General features: G+C 73.0%; 17 protein-coding genes. 6 read left to right on the top strand and 11 right to left on the bottom strand.

Annotated features, from left to right (window positions below; translation table 11 throughout):
- Positions 1 to 42: 42 nt before the first annotated feature.
- Positions 43 to 531, bottom strand: coding sequence for an Lrp/AsnC family transcriptional regulator (locus ABD841_RS19110; protein ID WP_344973269.1), 489 nt, complete (start codon positions 529 to 531; stop codon positions 43 to 45).
- A 47-nt stretch (positions 532 to 578) separates the two neighbouring features.
- Entirely contained in the window at positions 579 to 2,231 is a 1,653-nt protein-coding gene (locus ABD841_RS19105; protein WP_344973267.1) for a sensor histidine kinase, read from the bottom strand.
- A 128-nt stretch (positions 2,232 to 2,359) separates the two neighbouring features.
- Between ABD841_RS19105 and ABD841_RS19100 the strand changes: the two genes are divergently transcribed.
- Positions 2,360 to 3,343, top strand: coding sequence for a pirin family protein (locus tag ABD841_RS19100; protein WP_344973266.1), 984 nt, complete (start codon positions 2,360 to 2,362; stop codon positions 3,341 to 3,343).
- 286 nt (positions 3,344 to 3,629) lie between these two features.
- Positions 3,630 to 4,307, top strand: coding sequence for a hypothetical protein (locus ABD841_RS19095; protein ID WP_344973264.1), 678 nt, complete (start codon positions 3,630 to 3,632; stop codon positions 4,305 to 4,307).
- 99 nt (positions 4,308 to 4,406) lie between these two features.
- Here the strand turns inward: ABD841_RS19095 and ABD841_RS19090 are convergent, their stop codons facing one another.
- On the bottom strand, positions 4,407 to 5,513 hold the full coding sequence (locus ABD841_RS19090; protein ID WP_344973378.1) for a M24 family metallopeptidase: 1,107 nt from the start codon (positions 5,511 to 5,513) through the stop codon (positions 4,407 to 4,409).
- Positions 5,514 to 5,779: 266 nt separating this feature from the next.
- Between ABD841_RS19090 and ABD841_RS19085 the strand changes: the two genes are divergently transcribed.
- The 3 genes from ABD841_RS19085 (at position 5,780) to ABD841_RS19075 (ending at position 9,424) form a co-directional block, all read left to right on the top strand.
- On the top strand, positions 5,780 to 6,961 hold the full coding sequence (locus ABD841_RS19085) for a PP2C family protein-serine/threonine phosphatase (RefSeq protein ID WP_344973262.1): 1,182 nt from the start codon (positions 5,780 to 5,782) through the stop codon (positions 6,959 to 6,961).
- Between the two features lie 17 nt (positions 6,962 to 6,978).
- Positions 6,979 to 7,881 carry a 5'-3' exonuclease gene (locus tag ABD841_RS19080; protein WP_344973260.1) on the top strand — a complete coding sequence of 301 codons (903 nt, stop codon included), beginning with the start codon at positions 6,979 to 6,981 and terminating at the stop codon, positions 7,879 to 7,881.
- Between the two features lie 193 nt (positions 7,882 to 8,074).
- Positions 8,075 to 9,424 (top strand): RNB domain-containing ribonuclease, encoded by a 1,350-nt coding sequence (locus ABD841_RS19075; protein ID WP_344973258.1) that lies wholly within the window; start codon positions 8,075 to 8,077, stop codon positions 9,422 to 9,424.
- 113 nt (positions 9,425 to 9,537) lie between these two features.
- On the opposite strand, the gene ABD841_RS19070 is transcribed toward ABD841_RS19075, so the two are convergent.
- The 8 genes from ABD841_RS19070 to ABD841_RS19035 all read right to left on the bottom strand — a co-directional run bounded on the left by ABD841_RS19070 (position 9,538) and on the right by ABD841_RS19035 (position 17,385).
- Positions 9,538 to 9,705, bottom strand: a complete 168-nt coding sequence (locus tag ABD841_RS19070; RefSeq protein WP_344973257.1) for a hypothetical protein — start codon at positions 9,703 to 9,705, stop codon at positions 9,538 to 9,540.
- A 401-nt stretch (positions 9,706 to 10,106) separates the two neighbouring features.
- Positions 10,107 to 12,836 (bottom strand): DEAD/DEAH box helicase, encoded by a 2,730-nt coding sequence (locus ABD841_RS19065; RefSeq protein ID WP_344973255.1) that lies wholly within the window; start codon positions 12,834 to 12,836, stop codon positions 10,107 to 10,109.
- Between the two features lie 140 nt (positions 12,837 to 12,976).
- On the bottom strand, positions 12,977 to 13,852 hold the full coding sequence (locus tag ABD841_RS19060; RefSeq protein ID WP_344973253.1) for a diacylglycerol/lipid kinase family protein: 876 nt from the start codon (positions 13,850 to 13,852) through the stop codon (positions 12,977 to 12,979).
- 17 nt (positions 13,853 to 13,869) lie between these two features.
- Complete coding sequence (gene tatC, locus ABD841_RS19055) at positions 13,870 to 14,805, bottom strand: twin-arginine translocase subunit TatC (protein WP_344973251.1); 936 nt, start codon at positions 14,803 to 14,805, stop codon at positions 13,870 to 13,872.
- A 55-nt stretch (positions 14,806 to 14,860) separates the two neighbouring features.
- Positions 14,861 to 15,196 carry a Sec-independent protein translocase subunit TatA gene (tatA, locus tag ABD841_RS19050; protein WP_344973249.1) on the bottom strand — a complete coding sequence of 112 codons (336 nt, stop codon included), beginning with the start codon at positions 15,194 to 15,196 and terminating at the stop codon, positions 14,861 to 14,863.
- Between the two features lie 66 nt (positions 15,197 to 15,262).
- Positions 15,263 to 15,451 (bottom strand): hypothetical protein, encoded by a 189-nt coding sequence (locus tag ABD841_RS19045; protein ID WP_344973247.1) that lies wholly within the window; start codon positions 15,449 to 15,451, stop codon positions 15,263 to 15,265.
- Between the two features lie 24 nt (positions 15,452 to 15,475).
- Positions 15,476 to 16,432 (bottom strand): helix-turn-helix transcriptional regulator, encoded by a 957-nt coding sequence (locus ABD841_RS19040; RefSeq protein ID WP_344973245.1) that lies wholly within the window; start codon positions 16,430 to 16,432, stop codon positions 15,476 to 15,478.
- Entirely contained in the window at positions 16,429 to 17,385 is a 957-nt protein-coding gene (locus ABD841_RS19035; protein WP_344973243.1) for a helix-turn-helix transcriptional regulator, read from the bottom strand. Before ABD841_RS19035 ends, ABD841_RS19040 begins: the two co-directional genes overlap by 4 nt.
- A gap of 39 nt (positions 17,386 to 17,424) precedes the next feature.
- Here ABD841_RS19035 and ABD841_RS19030 point away from each other — a divergent pair, with 39 nt between their 5' ends.
- Positions 17,425 to 18,759 (top strand): DUF3866 family protein, encoded by a 1,335-nt coding sequence (locus ABD841_RS19030; protein WP_344973241.1) that lies wholly within the window; start codon positions 17,425 to 17,427, stop codon positions 18,757 to 18,759.
- Positions 18,760 to 18,844: the final 85 nt, after the last annotated feature.

The raw sequence follows: 18,844 nt of genomic DNA, 5'->3' as shown, positions 1-18,844 counted from the left end.
ACCGGCCGGGGGCGTCCGGCCGGATGCCCCCGTGCCACCGGGTCAGGGCTGCCGGTCGGGCCTGTCGTCGCCGGGGGCGGGCCCGGGACCGGCCGGCTCGGGCGGGCGGTGCTCGTACGGCGTGCTGAGCACGACCGTGGTGCGGGTCGAGACGTTGGCCGCGGTGCGGATCTGGCTGAGCAACTCCTCCAGCGCGAGCGGCGAGGCCACCCGGACCTTGAGGATGTAGCTCTCGTCACCGGCCACGCTGTGGCAGGCCTCGATGGCGCTCAGGTGGGCCAGCCGCTCCGGGGCGTCGTCGGCGGCGGCCGGGTCTATCGGCTTGATGGACACGAACGCGGTGAGCGACAGCCCGATGGCGTCGTAGTCGACCAGGGCCGCGTACCCGCGCAGGACCCCGCGTTTCTCCAGCCGGCGCACCCGCTGGTGCACCGCCGACACCGACAGCCCGGTCTCCTTGGCGAGATCGGTGAAACTCATCCGGCCATCCCTGGCCAGCAACGTGACGATACGGCGGTCGATCTCCTCCATCCGATCAACGGTAACGGCACCCGGATACCGCCCGCGCCGCCCGGGTGTCACGGCGCGGCGGCGGACCCGCCGGGCGTCCCCGCGACCGGGGCCGCCCGACCGCCCGCGCGGGCCCCCTCCCCGGCGGCGTCGGCGGAGTCCTCCCCCGTCGCCTCGGTGGAGGGGGCGACGGGCAGCGTGAGGACGAAGCGGGCGCCCTCGGTGTGCTCGGTGTCGAGCCAGATCCTGCCGCCATGCTGTTCCACGATCTTCCGGCAGAGCGCCAGGCCGATCCCGGTGCCCTCGTAGGCGTCGCGCTGGTGCAACCGCTGGAAGATCACGAAGATCTTGTCGGCGAAGGTGGGGGCGATGCCGATGCCGTTGTCGGTGACGGCCATCCGCCACTGCCCGTCCTGCCGCTCGGCCTCGATCCGGACGCGGGGCGCGCGGCCGGGAAGGCGGAACTTCAGCGAGTTGCCGATCAGGTTCTGCCAGAGCATCACGAGCTGGGTCCGGTCGCCGACGACCACCGGCAGGTCGCCGACCTCGATCTCGGCCTGCGACTCCTCCACCGCGGCGGAGAGGTTGGACAGGGCCCTGCCGACGACGTCGTTGAGGTCCGTCTCGACGGGGTCGTGGTTGACCCGGCCGACGCGGGAGAACGTGAGCAGCTCGTTGATGAGCACCTGCATGCGCTTGGCGCCGTCGACGGCGAAGTCGATGTAGGTGTTGGCCCGCTCGTCGAGCTGGGCGGCGTAGCGCTGCTGCAGCATCTGGCAGAACGAGGCGACCTTGCGCAGCGGCTCCTGCAGGTCGTGCGAGGCCACGTAGGCGAACTGCTCCAGCTCGGCGTTGGAGCGCTTCAGCTCCTCGGCCTGGGCGGCGATCCGCATCCGGGAGTTCCGGGTCTCCTCCAGCTCGCTGACGACGCGCCGGCGCATCGCCTCCACATCGCGGGCCAGCTCGGCGAGGTCGGCGGGCCCGCCGGTGTCGACGTGGTGCTCGAAGTCGCCCCGCGTCACGCGGCGCGAGGCCGCGCGCAGGCGGGCCAGCGGGCGCAGCACCGCGACCCTCAGCAGGACCGCGACCGCGATGATCGTGGCCAGGAAGGCGACCAGGATGGCGGAGAAGGTGACGTTCTGCACCGTGCGGGCGGCGGTCATGTCGGCGCGGGCGGCCTCCCTCACGCGGGCCCAGGCGGCGCTCTGGGCGTCGAGGGCCTGCCTGACGGCCTCGAAGGACCGCCTGCTCTCCTCCAGTTGAGCCTCGGTGACGGACTCCGCCCCCGAGGCCCGGACCGAGGCGATCATCGGCTCCGCGTACCGGGCACGCCATCCCTGCGCCAGCCGGCTCAGCGTCTCCAGTTCCCGCAGCGGCTCGGCCCCGGGGTTCACCCGCTTGATCTCCGCCATTCCGGTGCTCTCGTCGCGCAGGCCCTCCGCGTACGGCTGGAGGAAGGCCTCCTCGCCGGTGAGGACGAAGCCCCGCACCCCGGTCTCCTGGTTCAGCAGGGCCGTCTGCAGGCGCTCCGACTGGATCCTGCCGACCGAGACGCGGTCGATGAGGAGGTCGGACGCCTCCGCCGCGCTGCGCAGGACCACGGCTCCGACGACCGCGGAGACGCCCAGCAGGACGGCCATGGCGAGCAGCACGGCGTCGAACCACGTCTGCGCGCTCCAGCGGCCCCACCGGGGCCCGGCGGAAGGTGTGGCGGCGGTCATCGGCTCTCTCGTCTCACGCGTTCTCCGTCCCGCGGGGGCCGCGGCCACCCGGCGGTTGACGAAAGATACCGGAAAGCGCGAGGACCCGGGTGGTGCGGCCGGGAGACGCCTGGCCGTACAGTCGCGGAATGAGCAACCTGGAGAGAGACCCGCAGGAGGCCCCCTGCGGCGGCCTGGCGGATGTGGCGACGGAACCCGTGAACGAGCTGCTGATCGGCCGTGACGTGGTGCTGGGCGGCACCCGCGGGATGAAGGTCACCAGGACCCTGCCCAACCGTGACATCCGAATGGTCGGCGCGTGGTGCTTCGTCGACCACTACGGCCCGGAGAAGGCGACGATGCGGGTCCCTCCGCACCCGCACACCGGCCTGCAGACCGTCAGCTGGCTCCTGGCGGGCGAGGTGACGCACCGCGACAGCGTCGGCAGCGAGCAGGTGGTCAGACCGGGGCAGCTCAACCTGATGACCGCCGGGCGCGGCATCTCCCACTCCGAGCACTCCCCCGCCGCGGTCGAGCTGCACGGGGTCCAGCTCTGGGTGGCGCTGCCGGCCGCCGCCCGCGGGATCGCCCCGGCCTTCGAGCACCACCCGTCACTTCCCGTGCTGACCTCGCCGGGCGTCAGGGTGACCGTCATCATGGGCGAGCTCGGCGGTGCCACGTCGCCGGCGACGGTCCACACCCCCCTCGTCGGGGCCGAGGTGGTCCTCGACGCCGGGGCCGAGGTGGTCCTCCCGCTCCGGCCGGGCTTCGAGTACGCCGCGCTGGCGCTGTCCGGGAGCGTGCGGGTCGACGGTACCGACCTCGCTCCCGGCCCGCTGCTCTACCTGGGCAGCGGGCGCTCGGAGCTCTCCCTGGCGGCCGGGCCGGGGGGACGGGTGCTGCTGCTCGGCGGCGAGCCGTTCGAGGAGGAGATCGTCATGTGGTGGAACTTCGTCGGCCGCAGCCACGAGGAGATCGTCCGGTTCCGGCGGGAGTGGATGGCGGGTTCGGCGTTCGGCGCGGCCCCGGGGACGGACGACCCGTTCGGCGTCGTCCCCGGCACGGACGACCCGGCGCTGCCCGCCCCCGAACTGCCGACGACCCCGCTGAAGGCGCGGGGGCGCCACCGTTGACCGTGTCCGGCGGCTCCCCGCGACGCGCCTCCCGCACCCTCCGAGGCGGGAAGCCGGTACGGCCGTGGACCGCCGTGGCGTCCCGCGGCCGGTGACCGCGCACACCGTGCGGCACTCCGAGGGCTCACCGGCCGGGTTCGCCGTGATCGCCCCCGCCGACGCTCGGGAAATCCCTGTCCGAAAACATGATTTTTTTCCCTATTAGTCATGATTTCGTCGTAACGGGAAAGCAACGTGGGAACCACGGTTCCGGCAGGGTGGACTCCCGCAACGGTAAGGGGGCGGCATGGCGGCCATCGATCCGAGCATGCGCACCGGCCAGCATGAGACTCCCTGGCAGGCGGGCTTCCGGGAGCTGGAAAGACAGGAGCGCCTCCTCATCGGCCGGCTGTTCCTCGCCCTCGCCCTCGGCCTGGTCCTCGGCCTGGCCGGTGAGTCGCTGAGCGACGTGCTCCCCGCCGGCGCCGTCGCCGTCTACGACCCCTACCTGTACGGGCTCCTGGTGCTCGGCATGACCCGCGGCCCGGCGCAGGCGGGATGGGCGCTGCTCACCGGCGTGGCGACCACCGCCGGCCTGGCCGCGGGCCACCTGAGCGCACAGGCGGTCGACTACGACGAGACACTGTTCGGCCAGGCCGACGCGAGCTGGAAGACCGCCCTGAGCGTCACGGTGATCGCCTTCGGGCTGGTCGGCCACCTCAGCCGCCGCGAGGACACCGGCGGCGACCTCGCCGTGGGGCTGCTCAGCGGCCTGCTCTTCGGCCGCGTCGCGCAGGAGCTCCGGCAGCTCTCCGGCCCGCCCCCGCACGGCGGGCCGTGGATCTTCGCCGTCCTGCTCGTCCTGGGCGTGGCCTTCCCGCTGCTGCTGCGCCGGACTCACGGGGCGCGCATACGCACCGCGCTCATCACCCTGATCGGCGCCGCTCTCGCCACGGCGTTCCTCCTCCTGCCGCCGGCGGGGTGAGCCGCCCGCACCGCGGGCGCCCGCCCCCGATGCCGGTTCCGGCGTCGGCAGCGTCGACGCCGAGGGCGGGGACAGGGGCAGGGCGGGGGGCGGCCGGAGCTAGACGACGATCAGTTCCCTGGGCCGGTGGTTGACGCGCTCGCCGCCCTCGGCCGTGCAGACCACGATGTCCTCGATCCGGGCACCGTGCGCCCCGGGCAGGTAGATGCCCGGCTCGACGGAGAAGGCGAAGCCCGGGGCCAGCGGCTCGGTGTTGCCTTCGACGATGTAGGGCTCCTCGTGGGTCTCCAGGCCGATGCCGTGGCCGGTGCGGTGGATGAAGTAGTCGCCGTAGCCCTCGGCGGCGATCACCTCGCGCGCGGCGGCGTCGACGTCCTCGCACGGCACCCCGGGGCGCACGGCGTCGCAGGCGGCCTGCTGGGCGCGCTGGAGCACGTTGTAGTACTTGACGAAGCCGGCCGGCGGTTCGCCGATGGCGTACACGCGAGTGGAGTCGGAGCAGTAGCCGTCGGGCATCTGCCCGCCGATGTCGACCACGATCGGCTCGCGCTCCCGCACCACCCGGTCCGACAGCTCGTGGTGCGGGCTGGCCCCGTTGGGGCCGGAACCGACGATGACGAAGTCGACGGTGGCATGCCCGGCCGCGATGATCGCGTCGGCGATGTCCCGGCCGATCTCGCGCTCGGTCCTGCCGGCCCGCAGGAAGTCGGGGACCCGGGCGTGGACGGCGTCGATCGCGGCGCCCGCCTCGCGCAGCGCGGCGACCTCGGCGGGGCTCTTGCGCATGCGCAGGCCCCGCAGAACCGTCCCGGCGAGCACCTGCTCGGCGCCGGGGATCGCGTCGCGGAAGCGCAGCGACTGCATCGCCCACATGCGGTCGGCGAGGCCGACCCGGCGCACCGCGCCCAGGCGGGCGCCGACGGCCGCGTAGGGATCGTCGGTCTCGTCCCAGGGGACGAACTCGATCCCCAGCCGTGACGCCGGAGAGTGCTCGGCCGCGGGCAACTCCAGGCGGGGCACCATCATGAAGGCCTCGCCCTCCGCCGGGAGCACCAGGCAGGTGAGCCGCTCCAGCGGAAGCGCGTCGTAGCCGGTCACGTAGCGCAGGTCGGGGCCCGGCGTGAGCAGCAACGCGTCGAGCCCGGCTGCCCCGGTCGCCTCCCGGGCGGCGGCCAGGCGGGTAACGGGATAGAGATCAGAAGACACCGTTGTCACACCGCCCAATCTAATCGGGGACGGATCTCGGACGCATCCGGCCCGGGCGCGGGAACGAAAGTCCAGGAAAAGCAGCCGGGGCGGCGAGCCCACCACTACAATCCGTTTAAGTACGATCACATTTTGTTGGTGAAATGTCCGTAAGGCCATAAATTCCGAGAGCGAGCTACATGGTCGGCGTAGTGGGCGGCCACCAGCCACCCCTCCACCCACGAAACGACCACGTGACCGGTTCGGCCCCGTTGACCGCTGCCGAGATGGTGCAGCGCCTGCGCGGAGAGCTGGACGAGCACCTGGCCGTGGAGCGCCAGCTCCTTAACGCACGCCTGGCGCACGCTGAGCGCCTGGGCGACATGGGCTGGGCCGAGTGGAATCTCCAGACCGGAGAAGCCACCTGGTCCGACCAGGCGTACGTCATCTTCGGCAGGGATCCCGGCGACGGGCCGGTCCAGCTGCGTGACCTGCTCGGCCACGTCGAGGCGGTCGACCGGCCGGCCCTCGACCGGCTGCTCTGGGCCGTGGTGCACCGGGCCTTCTCCGGGGAGGCGGAGTTCCGCATCCGCCGCCGGGGCGAGATCCGCCACCTGCGCGCCGCACTCGACCCCGTCGCCGCCGACGGCGCGGCCGTGCACGCCGTGGTTCAGGACATCACCGACCGGCGCCGGGCCGAACGCATCATGTCGGAGTCGCGCAGCAAGCTGCTGGAGGTGCGCGAGCGGGCCGCCCGGGAGCGGCACATGAGCGTGGCGCTGCGCGACGCGATCATGCCGGGGCTGGGCGAGGCCATCGAGCTGCCCCACGCGCGGATCGCAGTCCGTTACGTGGCGGCGGGCATCAGGGCCGGCCTCGGCGGCGACTGGTACGACGCCCTGCCCCTGCCCGACGACCGGGTCCTGCTGGCCATCGGTGACGTCTCCGGGCACGGCATGCCGGCGATCTCCCAGATGGCCCAGCTCCGGCACGCGCTGGTCGGCCTGGCGATGACCGGCCACGGCCCCGACCGGCTGCTGGCCTGGCTCAACGACCTGGTCCTGCACCGGATGCCGGAGAGCACGGCGACCGCGGTGGTCGGCCACCTCGACCCGGCCACGGGGAGGTTCACCTGGGGGCAGGCCGGGCACCCCGCGCCGATCCTGGTCCGCGACGGCAGAGCCGTCCAGCTCGACCCGCCCACCGGGGTGCTGCTCGGCGCCACCTCCGACGAGCCGTACGCCCTGGAGACGGTCGAGCTGCGGGAGGGCGACCTGCTGCTGCTGTTCACCGACGGGCTGGTGGAGCGGCGCACCCGCGACATCGACGAGGGCCTCACGCTGGTCCTGGAAGCGGCGGCCCTGCTGAGAGACGACCTGGGCGACGGCCTCGACCGGCTGATCGAGGTGGTCGGCGGCCCCAACCCGGAGGACGACACCTGCGTTCTGGCGATCGACGTGCTCGGCTGATTGGTTAAATGGTCGGCATGCCCGGTCTGATGCTTCTCGACACCCCGTCCCTGTACTACCGCGCCTTCTACGGGGTGCCCGAGTCACTGACCGCACCCGACGGGATGCCCGTCAACGCGGTGCGCGGCGTCATCGACATGATCGCCATGCTGGTCCGCGCGCACTCCCCCGCCGAACTGGTCGCCTGCATGGACGCCGACTGGCGTCCCGCCTTCCGGGTCGCGGCGATCCCGGCGTACAAGGCACACCGGGTCGCCCAGGACGGCGCCGAGGAGACCCCGTCGACGCTCGCCCCGCAGGTGCCGGTGATCGAGCAGGTGCTCGACGCGTTGGGTGTCGCCCGCATCGGGGTGCCCGGCTACGAGGCCGACGACGTGATGGGCACGCTCACCGCGCGGGCGCGCGGCCCGGTCGACGTCGTCACCGGCGACCGCGACCTGTTCCAGTTGGTCGACGACTCCCGGCCGGTGCGCGTCCTCTACACCGCCCGGGGCGTCAAGAACCTCCAGCCGGTCGACGAGGCCGCCGTCACCGGGAAGTACGGCATCCCCGGCCGCGCCTACGCCGACTTCGCCGTGCTACGCGGCGACCCCAGCGACGGCCTGCCGGGCGTGCCCGGTGTGGGTGAGAAGACCGCCGCGGCCCTGATCACCAGGTTCGGTTCGCTGGAGGCGCTGCTGCGGGCGGTCGACGGGGGCGGCGACCTGACGGCGGGCCAGCGGGCCAAGCTGTCGGCCGCCCACGACTACCTGCGTGTGGCCCCGGCGGTGGTCCGGGTCGCCCACGACGCGCCCGTCCCGGCGGCCGACCTCGCGCTCCCGGCCACGCCGCGCGACCCGGAGGCGCTGGCCGCTCTCGCCGAGCGCTACGGCATCGGCGGCCCTCTCGACCGCCTGACCTCCGCCCTCGCCGCGCGCTGAGCCCGGCGGATCCTCCGGCGGGGCGTACGGCCGTCCGGGGCTCGACCGGGAGCGGGGTCCGAGCGAGGGCCGGGGCTCGACCGGGAGCGGGGGACAAACCGGTAGGTTGCTCGATGTGCCCCATAAGAGCATCCGAATACCAGGAGAGTCCCATCCGCGGCTCGACGATGGTTTCGAGCGCATTCGCAGGGAGATGAAGCTGCCCTGGGAGTTCCCCCGGGCAGTGATCGACGAAGCCGAGTGGGTCGCCGAGGTACCGGCGCTGCCGCGGCTCGACCGCACCGACCTGCCGCTGGTCACCATCGACCCGCCGGGCGCGATGGACCTGGACCAGGCCCTCCACCTGGAGGAACGGCCCGGTGGCTACCGCGTCTGGTATGCCATCGCCGATGTCGGCGCATTCGTCCGGCCCGGCGGCGCGATCGACGCCGAGGCCCGCAACCGCGGTGAGACGGTCTACATGCCCGACGGGCGCGTGCCGCTGCACCCGCCCGTGCTGTCGGAGGGCGCCGCCAGCCTGCTGCCCGGGGTGACGCGCCCGGCCGCGCTGTGGTGCGTCGACCTCGACGCCGACGGGGAGATCGTGGGCGCCGACGTGACACGGGCGCTGGTGCGCAGCCGTGAACGCCTCGACTACGGCTACGTGCAGACGGCGGTCGACACCGGAACCGCCGACGGCACCCTGCGGCTGCTCGCCGAGATCGGCCGGCTCAGGCTCGCCCTGGAGCGGGCCCGGGGCGGCGTCACGCTACCCATCCCCGACCAGGAGATCGTCCCCGACGGGGGCGGCTACCGGGTGGAGTTCCGCGCCCCGCTGGAGGCCGAGGCGTGGAACGCGCAGATCTCCCTGCTGACCGGCATGGCCGCGGCGTCGATGATGCTGGACGCCGAGATCGGCCTGCTCCGGGTCCTGCCGCCCGCCCCCGCCGAGAAGGTGGCGCAGATCCGCCGGGTGGCCGCCGCACTCGGCGTGCCGTGGCCGGAGGACGCCGGCTACGGCGACGTCGTGCACGCCCTCGACCCGAGGGTCCCCGGGCAGGCGGCCTTCCTTCAGGAGTCCACCGTGCTGCTGCGAGGCGCCGGGTACGTGGCCTTCAACGGCGAGCCCCCGGCGCAGGCGGAGCACGTCGCGGTGGGAGCGCCGTACGCCCACGTGACGGCGCCGCTGCGCCGCCTCATCGACCGCTACGCCACCGAGATCTGCCTGGCCGTCGCGGCGGGCGAGCCTGTTCCGGCGGACGTGCAGGAGACCATGGGCACGCTACCGGAGATCATGCACGCCACCGGGCGGCGGGCGGGTGGCGTCGAGCGGGCGTGCGTGGACCTGGTGGAGGCGCTCGTGCTGCGCGAGCGGGTGGGCCAGGCGTTCGACGCCGTGGTGATCGATGTGGAGGCGGACCGTCCGGGGGGCCTGGTCCAGGTCACCGACCCGGCTGTGGTGGCCCGCTGCGACGGCGAAGGGCTCCCGCTCGGCGAGGCCGTCCGTGTGCGGCTGACACGCGCCGACCCGGCCACCCGCGAGGTCCGCTTCAGCCCGGCGTGACACCCGACCCCAACCGGCCTGACATCCCCTTCGTCCCCCTTCCCGGCCAGGCCCGGTCCGCCACCCGGGATGAGGCCGCGCCCGGGGCGTGGCGCGGCCTCACACACCGAGGGCTACCTCTTCAGGGTCCAGCCGGCGCCGACGCCCATCAGGTGCAGCGCCACGCAGAGCAGACCGGCGATGCCGAGCGTGGTGACGGTCACGACGGTGCCGACCGCCACGCCGGCGATCTGGAAGATCAAGGCCAGGACGAAGAGCAGTGCGGCGGCGAGGGCGAACATCCTTACCTCCCTGGGCGGGGGACAACTGCTTCCGACATGGGGATTTCCGCCGCGTCACCCCAGGAAACAGCCCTGAGGGCTACGTTCCGCCCACCGCCCGTCACGCCGTATTGACCGGGCGGTCAGCCAGGCCCGCCGGGCCCGCCGTGACGGCCCGGAGCGTGCGGGGGACGGCTCCCGGAAGCGGCCCACGCGGAGCGACCCGGCGGGAACCGGCCCGCGTGCGGGACCGCCCGGACGCGCGCCGGCTCGCGCAGAACAGCGCGGGACGCGCAGAACGGCACGGCGCGAACCGGCCTACGGCAGATCGCCCAGACGTGGAACGCCCCGGCGCGAACCGGCTCACCCGGAGGAGCGGACCCGGGCTCGAACCGGTCCCGGAGCGCGGCCGGGCAGCCGGGTCACGCCAGGGACGAGTAGGCCACCACGCCGCGCCGCAGGGCGTCCATCGATTTGCCCGCGGTCTGCTTGATCTTGCTCCCGGCGGGCGCGGCGTCGGCGATCTGACCGAGCAGGTCGAGCAGCTGCTTGGTCCAGCGCACGAAGTCACCCGCGGCCAGCTCCGCGCCGTTGATGCCGTCGCTGAGCACGGCGTCCAGGCTGTGGCCCTTGGCCCAGCGGAAGGCCGCCCAGGCGAAGCCGAAGTCGGGCTCCCTGATGAACGACAGGCCGTGGTCGCTCTCGATCGCCTCCAGCTCTCCCCAGAGGCGGACCATGTCCGCCAGCGCCTTCTGGGCGCGGCCCGCGGGGATCCTGGGCTGGCGGGCGTCGTCGGCCTGCCGCGACTCGAAGACCAGCGACGAGACGCAGGCGGCCAGCTCGGCCGGGTCCAGGTCGTTCCAGAGGCCGGCGCGCAGGCACTCGGAGGTCAGCAGGTCCAGCTCGGTGTAGAGCTGGGCCAGGCGGCGGCCCTCGGCGGTGACGTTCTCGCCGTCGAGGTAGCCGAGCTGGTCGAGCACCCCGCAGACCTTGTCGAAGGTGCGGGCGATGACGTGGGAGCGGCCCTCGACCCGGCGGCGCAGGCCCTCGGTGTCGCGGAGCAGCTTGTAGTAGCGCTCGGCCCAGCGGGCGTGGTCCTCACGCTCGTCACATCCGTGGCAGGGGTGCTGGCGCAGCTCCCGGCGCAGGCGCAGGATCTCGTCGTCCTCGGTCGCGTGGTCGCGCGCCCTGACCGGCTTGCCGAAGTCGCGGTCGCCGATCTTGGCGTGCACGGACGAGACCAGGTTGGCCCGCTCCTTCGGGGAGCGTGCGTTGAAGTTCTTCGGGATGCGCAGGTGGTCGACCGGCTCGACCGGGACGGGGAAGTCGGCCGGCGAGAGCTTCTTAACCTGCTTGCCGATGGTGAGCACCAGCGGCGAGGGCCCCTCGCCCCGGGAGTTGAGGCCCGGGTCGAGGACGACCGCCAGTCCGGCCCGGCGACCGCCGGGAACCCGGATGATGTCACCGGGCCGCAACGCCTCCAGCGAGCGCAGCGCCTGGGCCCGGCGGGCGGCGCCCCGCTGGCGCGACAGCTCGGACTCCCGGTCGGACAGCGCCCTGCGCAGCGCGGCGTACTCCTGGAAGTCTCCCAGGTGGCAGGTCATCGCCTCGCGGTAGCCCTCCAGGGCCTCCTCCGCGCGGCGCAACTGCTTGGCGATGCCCACCACGGCCCGGTCGGCCTGGAACTGCGCGAAGGAGGACTCCAGGAGGGTCCGGGCGCGCTCCCTGCCCACCTGGCCGACCAGGTTGACCGCCATGTTGTAGGAGGGGCGGAAGCTGGAGCGCAGCGGGTAGGTGCGGGTGCTGGCCAGGCCGGCGACCTGGAGCGGGTCGGTGCCCGGCTGCCACTGGACCACCGCGTGGCCTTCCACGTCGATGCCGCGCCGCCCCGCCCGGCCGGTGAGCTGGGTGTATTCGCCGGGCGTCAGGTCGGCGTGCGTCTCGCCGTTCCATTTGTCGAGCTTCTCGATCACCACGGAGCGGGCGGGCATGTTGATGCCCAGCGCCAGGGTCTCGGTGGCGAAGACGGCCTTGACCAGACCGCGGGTGAACAGCTCCTCGACGACCTCCTTGAAGGCCGGGAGCATGCCGGCGTGGTGCGCGGCCAGACCCCGCTCCAGGGCGTCGCGCCACTCCAGGTAGCCGAGCACGGCCAGGTCCTCGTCGGGCAGGTGCGCGGTGCGCTCGTCGACGATCTGACGGATCTCGTGGCGCTCGGCGTCGGTGGTGAGCCGGATGCCCGCGTACAGGCACTGCACGACGGCGGCGTCACACCCTGCCCGGGAGAAGATGAAGGTGATCGCGGGCAGCAGGCCGTTGGCGTCCAGGCGCTCGATGGCCACGGCCCGGTCGGGCGGGCCGCTCCGGCGGGGCCGGGAGTAGCCCCGGCGGCCCCGGCCGTAGGCCTGACGCTCCTCGTCGCGGGCGATGCGCAGCAGGTTGGGGTTGACCTGGGGGCGCAGGCCGTCTTCGTCGCCGACGAACAGGTCGTACAGGCGGTTGCCGACGAGCATGTGCTGCCAGAGCGGGACCGGACGGTGCTCGTCGACGATGACGCTCGTGTCGCCGCGGACCTCGCCGAGCCACTCGCCGAACTCCTCGGCGTTGCTGACGGTGGCCGACAGGGCGACCAGCCGCACCGACTCGGGCAGGTGGATGATCACCTCTTCCCAGACCGCGCCGCGGAACCGGTCTGCGAGGTAGTGCACCTCGTCCATGACGACGAAGCCGAGCCCCGCCAGGGTGCCGGAGCCCGCGTAGAGCATGTTGCGCAGCACCTCGGTCGTCATGACGACGATCGGGGCGTCGCCGTTGACGCTGTTGTCACCGGTGAGGAGGCCGACCTTGGCGGCGCCGTACCTCTTGACCAGGTCGTTGTACTTCTGGTTGGACAGGGCCTTGATCGGGGTGGTGTAGAAGCACTTGCGGCCCTCCGCGAGGGCGAGGTGGACCGCGAACTCACCGACGACGGTCTTGCCGGAGCCGGTGGGCGCCGCCACGAGGACGCCGTCGCCCGCTTCCAGGGCGCGGCAGGCGTCGAGCTGGAAGTCGTCCAGCTGGAAGTCGTACAGACCGCGGAACGAGGTCAGCGCGGGCCCGCTCTCGGCCTGACTCTGACGGAAGGCAGCGTATCGTTCCGCTGGGGTCGTCATGTCCCCCAGCCTACCGATATCGAGATTCCGGTCCGTCCGCCGTCCGCTCCGAGCGGATGTCCCACCGGGGGTGCCCCGGTCCGCGTGGGCCGGGGGTGGGCCGTGCCTGCGGCCGGACCGTCCCCGGCGGCCGAGCATCGCTAGACGACGACCGAGAGCGAGCCGGGGACGACCTCGCACGTCAGCGGGGTGGGCCCGACCCTCTCGCCGTCGGCGTAGGCGATCACGTCGGGGGCCTGGACGGTGACCCGGCGGGCGCGGCGCACGGTGACGGCCGGGTGGCCGATGTGGGACCCCCGGTAGACGCGGGGAAAGGTGCGCAGGAACTCGACCTTGGGAACCGCGCCGAGGACCACCACGTCCAGCAGGCCGTCGTCGGGGAGCGCGTCCGGGCAGACCCGCATGCCGGCGCCGTAGGAGCAGGTGTTGCCGATCGCGACCAGCATGGCCTCCCGCTCGACGAGCTCGCCGTCCAGGTCGATCCGGAACGGGATCGGCCGGAAGGTGCGCAGCTCGGCGGCGAGCGCGACCAGGTATTTGGCCATGCCGGGCGGCCAGGTCAGCCGGTTGGCCCGCTCGTTGACCCGGGAGTCGAAGCCGCAGGCGACGACCCCGGCGAACCACTCGGCCGCGCCCACGGTGGCGGCGTCGACCGTGCGGACCCGCCCGCGCAGCACGGTGTCGGCGGCGGCCAGGGGGTCCTTCAGCGGGATGCCGAGCGCGGCGGCGAAGTCGTTGCCGGTGCCGGCGGGGATGACGCCGAGCGGCACGCCGGTCCCGGCGACCGCCTGGACGGCGAGATGGACCAGGCCGTCGCCGCCGAAGGCCACCAGCACCGCGGGCCGCTCGGCGACGGCCGCGCGGGCGCGTTCCAGGGCGTCGGCGGCGGACTCCCCGAGGATGACCGAGACCTCACGACCGCCGCGCCGCAACCTGTCGAGCACCGGGGGCAGCAGTTCCCGTGACCGGCCGCCGCGGGCGGCGGGGTTGACGAGGACGGCGATCTGCGGGGGCACAGACCGGAACCTATCCCCTATTTGCTGGGATCGGGGTCGGCCGTTCTCGAATCGATAGGAGCCGGATCGTCGACGGGGTCCACGTCGCCCGGGGACGCCGGGTCGTCGCCGAGCGAGGACGCCTCGTCGTCGGACAGGTGGGAGAAGTCCTCACCCTTCGGCTGCCGCCTCTCCCGCAGATACATGAACCCCTCGGCCAGCGCGAACAGCACCACCATCGGGATGGCCAGGGCGACCATCGAGAACGGGTCGGTGCTCGGGGTGGCCAGCGCCGCGAAGAGGAACATGATGAAGATCACCATGCGCCGGTGCTTGGCCACCGTGGCGCGTGGCAGGACCCCGATGACGTTGAGGAAGACCATCAGCAGCGGCAGCTCGAAGGAGACCCCGAAGATGATGAGCATGACCAGCGCGTAGCTGAGGTACTCGTCCATCTCCAGCAGGGGCACCGCGTTGTCCGGCGCGAAGCCGAGCAGGATCGCCAGGCCGGTGTCCATGATGAAGTAGGCAAGCGCCGCACCCGCCAGGAACAGCGGGATCGCCATGGCGAGGAAGGCGATCGAGTAACGTCGCTCGTTGCGGTACAGGGCCGGGGTCACGAACGCCCAGATCTGATAGAGCCACACCGGGGAGGACGCCACCAGCGCGAACATCGCCGCGACCTTCAGGTTGACGAAGAAGGCCTCGAAGACGCCGCGGATGGCGAACGTGCACTCCCCCTCACGCAGGACCTGCGAGACCGGCAGGGCGCAGTACGGCTCGGTGATGAACGTCCAGATCGGCTGGAAGAAGACGAACCCGACGATGATCCCCACGACCATCGCCAGCAGGGAGATGACCAGCCGGTTACGCAACTCGCGGAGGTGCTCCATGAGCGGCATGCGGCCGTCGGCCGAGTCGGCGGGCGGTGCCGCCCCGTTCCGGCCCGGCTTGGGCCACTTCAGCAGCGCCATTCACGCATCCTGGTCTGACGAGTCGGGTGATCGGGAGAAGCTGGGGTGCCGCCGGTTACTGAGGCTTGGGGGCGGCGGCCTGGGCACGCAGCTTGGCGGCCTGCTCCTCCAGCCGGCGGGCCTGCTCCTCGGCGCTCAGCGCGGGCTCGGGAGCGGTCGCCGAGACCGGCGGGATCTGCTGCGGGGCCGGCGCGGGCGGCTGGGGCTGCGCCTGGACGACCGTGGCGGTCGTCGTCTCCGTCTCGTCGTCGCGGAGCTTGGAGGTCTCCGCCTTGAAGATACGCAACGAACGGCCGAGACCACGGGCGGCTTCGGGGAGCTTCTTGGCACCGAACAGCAGCACCAGAATCAGGCCGATGATGATCAGCTCAGTGGGTCCGAGGTTGGGCATGACACATCCTTATGCCGAGCGACGTGCAGTCTCTGGTCCCGATCGTACGCTGCTCACCGGGCAGACTCATCCCCTCCCGGCCCGTATTGTCCTTGTCGTCTCGATGAACACTTGTCGTGCGGGCTCCAACCTCCCGCGTGCCCGATCCACCTCCCGGCCGAGCTCGGTGGCCGCCCGCAGCACGCGAACGGCCAGGAAACCGAGGACGACCAGCCCGGCGAGGGCCAGCGCGCCCCCGGCGAAGATCCACGTCATACCCGGAGATCCTAACGCCGCACGTCAGGAAACCGATTCGTAACGATTCAGCGCCGCGGTCGCCGCCGCGCGCACGCTCTCGGCGAGCGAGGGGGGCGAGACCACCCGGCCGGTGTCGCCCAGGCGCAGCGCCAGGCGGACCACCCAGCCCCGCTCGCGGGCGCGCAGCGCCACCCGGACACGGCCCTCGCCGAGCTCCTCGACGCGCTCGCAGGGGTAGTACTCGGAGACCCAGCGGCCCGCGGCGGTCAGCTCCAGCTCCACCAGCTCGTCGGTGGGCGAGGGACGGAACACCCCGGGCGTCACCTCGTCGGGCACCGCGCCGGCCGGCGGGTCGGCGGGCACGTCGAGGACGTCGACGGAGAGCATCCGGTCGAGCCGGAACAGCCGCACCGCCTCGGCCCGATAGCACCAGCCGGACAGGTAGGGACGGCCGTCCACGACGACCAGGCGCATCGGGTCGACCTCGCGCGGGGTGATCTCGTCGCGCCCCGGCACGTAGTAGCGCAGCGAGAGCCGCCGCCGGCGGCGCAGCGCCTCGTTGACGCTGGGCAGCGCGTCGGGGGCGGCGTCGACCTCCACCGCGACCTGGCTGCTGACCGCCGCCGCGCCCTCGCCCGCGGCCTGCTCCAGCTTGGCGATGACCCGGGCCAGCGCGTCACGCTCCCCGAACTCGGGCATCTCGGCGAGCAGCCGCAGCGCCACCAGCAGCGCGCTGGCCTCGTCCACGCCCAGCCGCAGGGGGCGGGCGATCGTGTCGGCGTTGTCGATGACGATCTCGCCGCCGTCCCACGAGACGTCGATCAGGTCGCCGGGGGTGTGACCGGGCAGCCCGCACATCCACACCAGCTGCAGGTCGTCGATGAGCTGCTTCTCGCTCAGCCCGAAGATCTTCGCCACCTCCGGGACCTGCGCGCCCGGATGCGACATCAGATAGGGCACCAGCGCCAGCAGCCTGGGCAGGCGATCGGCCGTGCTCACGTGAGTGCTCCCTTCAGGCGGCAGATCACCGCGTCACGGGCGTCGGGCGGACCGACGACCACGGCGTCCGCGGCGAACCCCACGATCCACCCGGCCAGCCGGCCGGGGTCTGTGAAGTCGACTTCCAGCTCGTCCCAGCCGCCGCCGGCGGGCCGTACGGTCTTGGCCACCTGGCGCAGCCCCTGACAGGTGCCCTCCCTGACCCGGATGAGGGCGGTCCGCTCGGCGGGCGCGTCGTCGCCGTAGCCGACCATGGCCCTGATGTCGACGCCCTCGGGGACCACCACGGCGCCGGGACGGCCGATCGTGGTGACCGGGCCGCTGATCCGGCTGAGCCGGAACACCCGGGGCGCGTCGCGGTCGCGGTCGTGGCCCACCATGTACCAGCGGCCGCGGCGGCTGACCACGCCCCACGGCTCCACGGTGCGGGTCAGCACGTTCTGACTGGCCGCCCCGCGGTAGTCGAAGCGGACGGCGCGGCGGTCGCGGACGGCCTCCCACAGCGCGGGGAAGGACGGGTCCTGGGTGTCGACGCGCAGCTCAAGCGCCCCGCCGAGCACCCCCTGGGCCTCGTCGGTCTCCACGCCGCCCGCGCGCAGCTTCAGCAGCGCGCCGCTGGCCGCCTCGGCCAGGCTGGCCCGCTGCCACACCTGGGCGGCCAGGCCGACCACGGCCGCCTCGTCCGGCTCCAGGGTGATCTCCGGCAGCTCGTACGCCTGGCGGACGATCCGGTAGCCGGGATCCTCCTCCCAGGGGTCCTTGTGGACCTCGATCGGGATGCCGATCTCCCGTAGTTCGTTCTTGTCCCGCTCGAACATCCGCTGGAAGGCCTCGTCGTTGTCGGCGTCGTAGCCCGGCACCGCGTGGCGGATGTGCTCGGCGCTGAGCGGACGCCGCGTGGCCAGCAGGCAGATCACGAGATTGAGCAACCGCTCGGTCTTCCGGCGCGACATCAGGCCTCCTCCCTGTTCAAGTGACGCTACCCTTCCCCCGTGATCAGATGGCGCAAGGGTGAGGTCGTACGGGTCCGGCGCGAGTGGCCGGGGGCGGTGGAACTCGACGTCACCACCGAGGAGGGCGGCGTGCGCGCGCTCGCCTACCCGGCCCTCGTGGGACGCCCGGAGCCCGGCGACACGGTACTGCTCAACACGACCGCGCTCGCGATGGGTCTCGGTACGGGAGGCTACGCCATGGTGGTGGCGGTTCCCGACCGATTGCCGGAAGATCCACACGGTCCCGGACACCTGGTGAAGGCACGTTACACCCCTCTGCAGGCCACCGTGCTCGGCGCCGACGAGCAGGACTCCCCTTTTCACGAGGTCCTGCGGGAAGCCGACTCCCTCGACGGCATGCCGGTGATCGTCGCCGACCTGCACTCGGCCCTGCCGGCGATCCTGTGCGGCCTGTACGGCGCGCATCCGCCGGTCCCCGGCTCCCCCGCGGACGTCACGCCGATTTCACAGACCGCACCGGGCCCGTGGGAGACCGGTGCGGGGCACCCGTCGCCGGAGACGGCGACGCGAACCGGGGCGTCCGAGGTTGGGGCATCCGGGGCCGGGGCATCCGGGGCTGGGGCGTCCGAGGTTGGGGCGTCCGAGGTTGGGGCGGAGACTTCCGGGATGGAGACTTCCGGCGCGGAGGCTTCCCCGGCCGGAGACGGCGGACGGCGGGTCCCCCGGGTCGCCTACGTGATGCTCGACGGCGGCGCGTTGCCCGCCTGGTTCTCCATGTCGTGCGCGCGGCTGCGCGAGAGCGGCTGGCTGTGCGGGGTCATCACGGTGGGCCAGGCGTTCGGCGGCGACGTGGAGGCGGTGACGACGCACACCGGCCTGCTGGCGGCCCGCCACGTCCTCGGGGCGGACGTGGCGATCGTCGCCCAGGGGCCGGGCAACCTCGGCAGCGGCACCCGCTGGGGCTTCTCCGGCGTCTCGGCCGGGGAGGCCGTCAACGCCGCCGCCGTCCTCGGCGGCCGCCCGGTCGCGGCGCTGCGGGTCAGCGAGGGCGACCTGCGTGAGCGCCACGTCGGCGTCTCGCACCACTCGCTGACCGCCTACGGCCGGGTGGCGCTGGCCCCGGCCACGGTCGCGGTGCCGGAGCTGCCCGGCGACTTCGGCAGGCGGGTGGCCGAGCAGGCGCGGCCGCTCGGCGAGCGGCACGAGCTGGTCCGGGTACCCGTCGACGGGCTGTACGAGGCGTTGCGGGAGTGCCCGGTGCGGCTGTCGACGATGGGCCGGGGTCTGGACGAGGACCTGGCCTACTTCCTGGCCTCGGCGGCGGCCGGGCGCCACGCGGCCTCGCTGCTGCCGGAGCCGTCTCCGGCGCCTTAGCCGCCCGGGAACACCACGGCGTCCCGGCTCCGCACGCGCCCGGAACTCCACCGGCGCCGGTGGAGCCGTGGACGCCCTCGGCGCC

This window comes from Streptosporangium fragile (assembly GCF_039534445.1).
In the GTDB taxonomy this organism is placed as follows: Bacteria; Actinomycetota; Actinomycetes; order Streptosporangiales; family Streptosporangiaceae; genus Streptosporangium; species Streptosporangium fragile.
Note: the sequence above shows the minus strand (reverse complement) of the source record. Positions and strands in the feature narration are given on the sequence as shown.

Excerpts from the sequence above, each read along its gene's own strand:
- ABD841_RS19110 (WP_344973269.1), bottom strand. The coding sequence starts at position 531 with ATGGAGGAGATCGACCGCCGTATCGTCACGTTGCTGGCCAGGGATGGC.
- ABD841_RS19105 (WP_344973267.1), bottom strand. The coding sequence starts at position 2,231 with ATGACCGCCGCCACACCTTCCGCCGGGCCCCGGTGGGGCCGCTGGAGC.
- ABD841_RS19100 (WP_344973266.1), top strand. The coding sequence starts at position 2,360 with ATGAGCAACCTGGAGAGAGACCCGCAGGAGGCCCCCTGCGGCGGCCTG.
- ABD841_RS19095 (WP_344973264.1), top strand. The coding sequence starts at position 3,630 with ATGGCGGCCATCGATCCGAGCATGCGCACCGGCCAGCATGAGACTCCC.
- ABD841_RS19085 (WP_344973262.1), top strand. The coding sequence starts at position 5,780 with ATGGTGCAGCGCCTGCGCGGAGAGCTGGACGAGCACCTGGCCGTGGAG.
- ABD841_RS19080 (WP_344973260.1), top strand. The coding sequence starts at position 6,979 with ATGCCCGGTCTGATGCTTCTCGACACCCCGTCCCTGTACTACCGCGCC.
- ABD841_RS19075 (WP_344973258.1), top strand. The coding sequence starts at position 8,075 with ATGAAGCTGCCCTGGGAGTTCCCCCGGGCAGTGATCGACGAAGCCGAG.
- ABD841_RS19070 (WP_344973257.1), bottom strand. The coding sequence starts at position 9,705 with ATGTTCGCCCTCGCCGCCGCACTGCTCTTCGTCCTGGCCTTGATCTTC.
- ABD841_RS19065 (WP_344973255.1), bottom strand. The coding sequence starts at position 12,836 with ATGACGACCCCAGCGGAACGATACGCTGCCTTCCGTCAGAGTCAGGCC.
- tatC (WP_344973251.1), bottom strand. The coding sequence starts at position 14,805 with ATGGCGCTGCTGAAGTGGCCCAAGCCGGGCCGGAACGGGGCGGCACCG.
- tatA (WP_344973249.1), bottom strand. The coding sequence starts at position 15,196 with ATGCCCAACCTCGGACCCACTGAGCTGATCATCATCGGCCTGATTCTG.
- ABD841_RS19045 (WP_344973247.1), bottom strand. The coding sequence starts at position 15,451 with ATGACGTGGATCTTCGCCGGGGGCGCGCTGGCCCTCGCCGGGCTGGTC.
- ABD841_RS19035 (WP_344973243.1), bottom strand. The coding sequence starts at position 17,385 with ATGTCGCGCCGGAAGACCGAGCGGTTGCTCAATCTCGTGATCTGCCTG.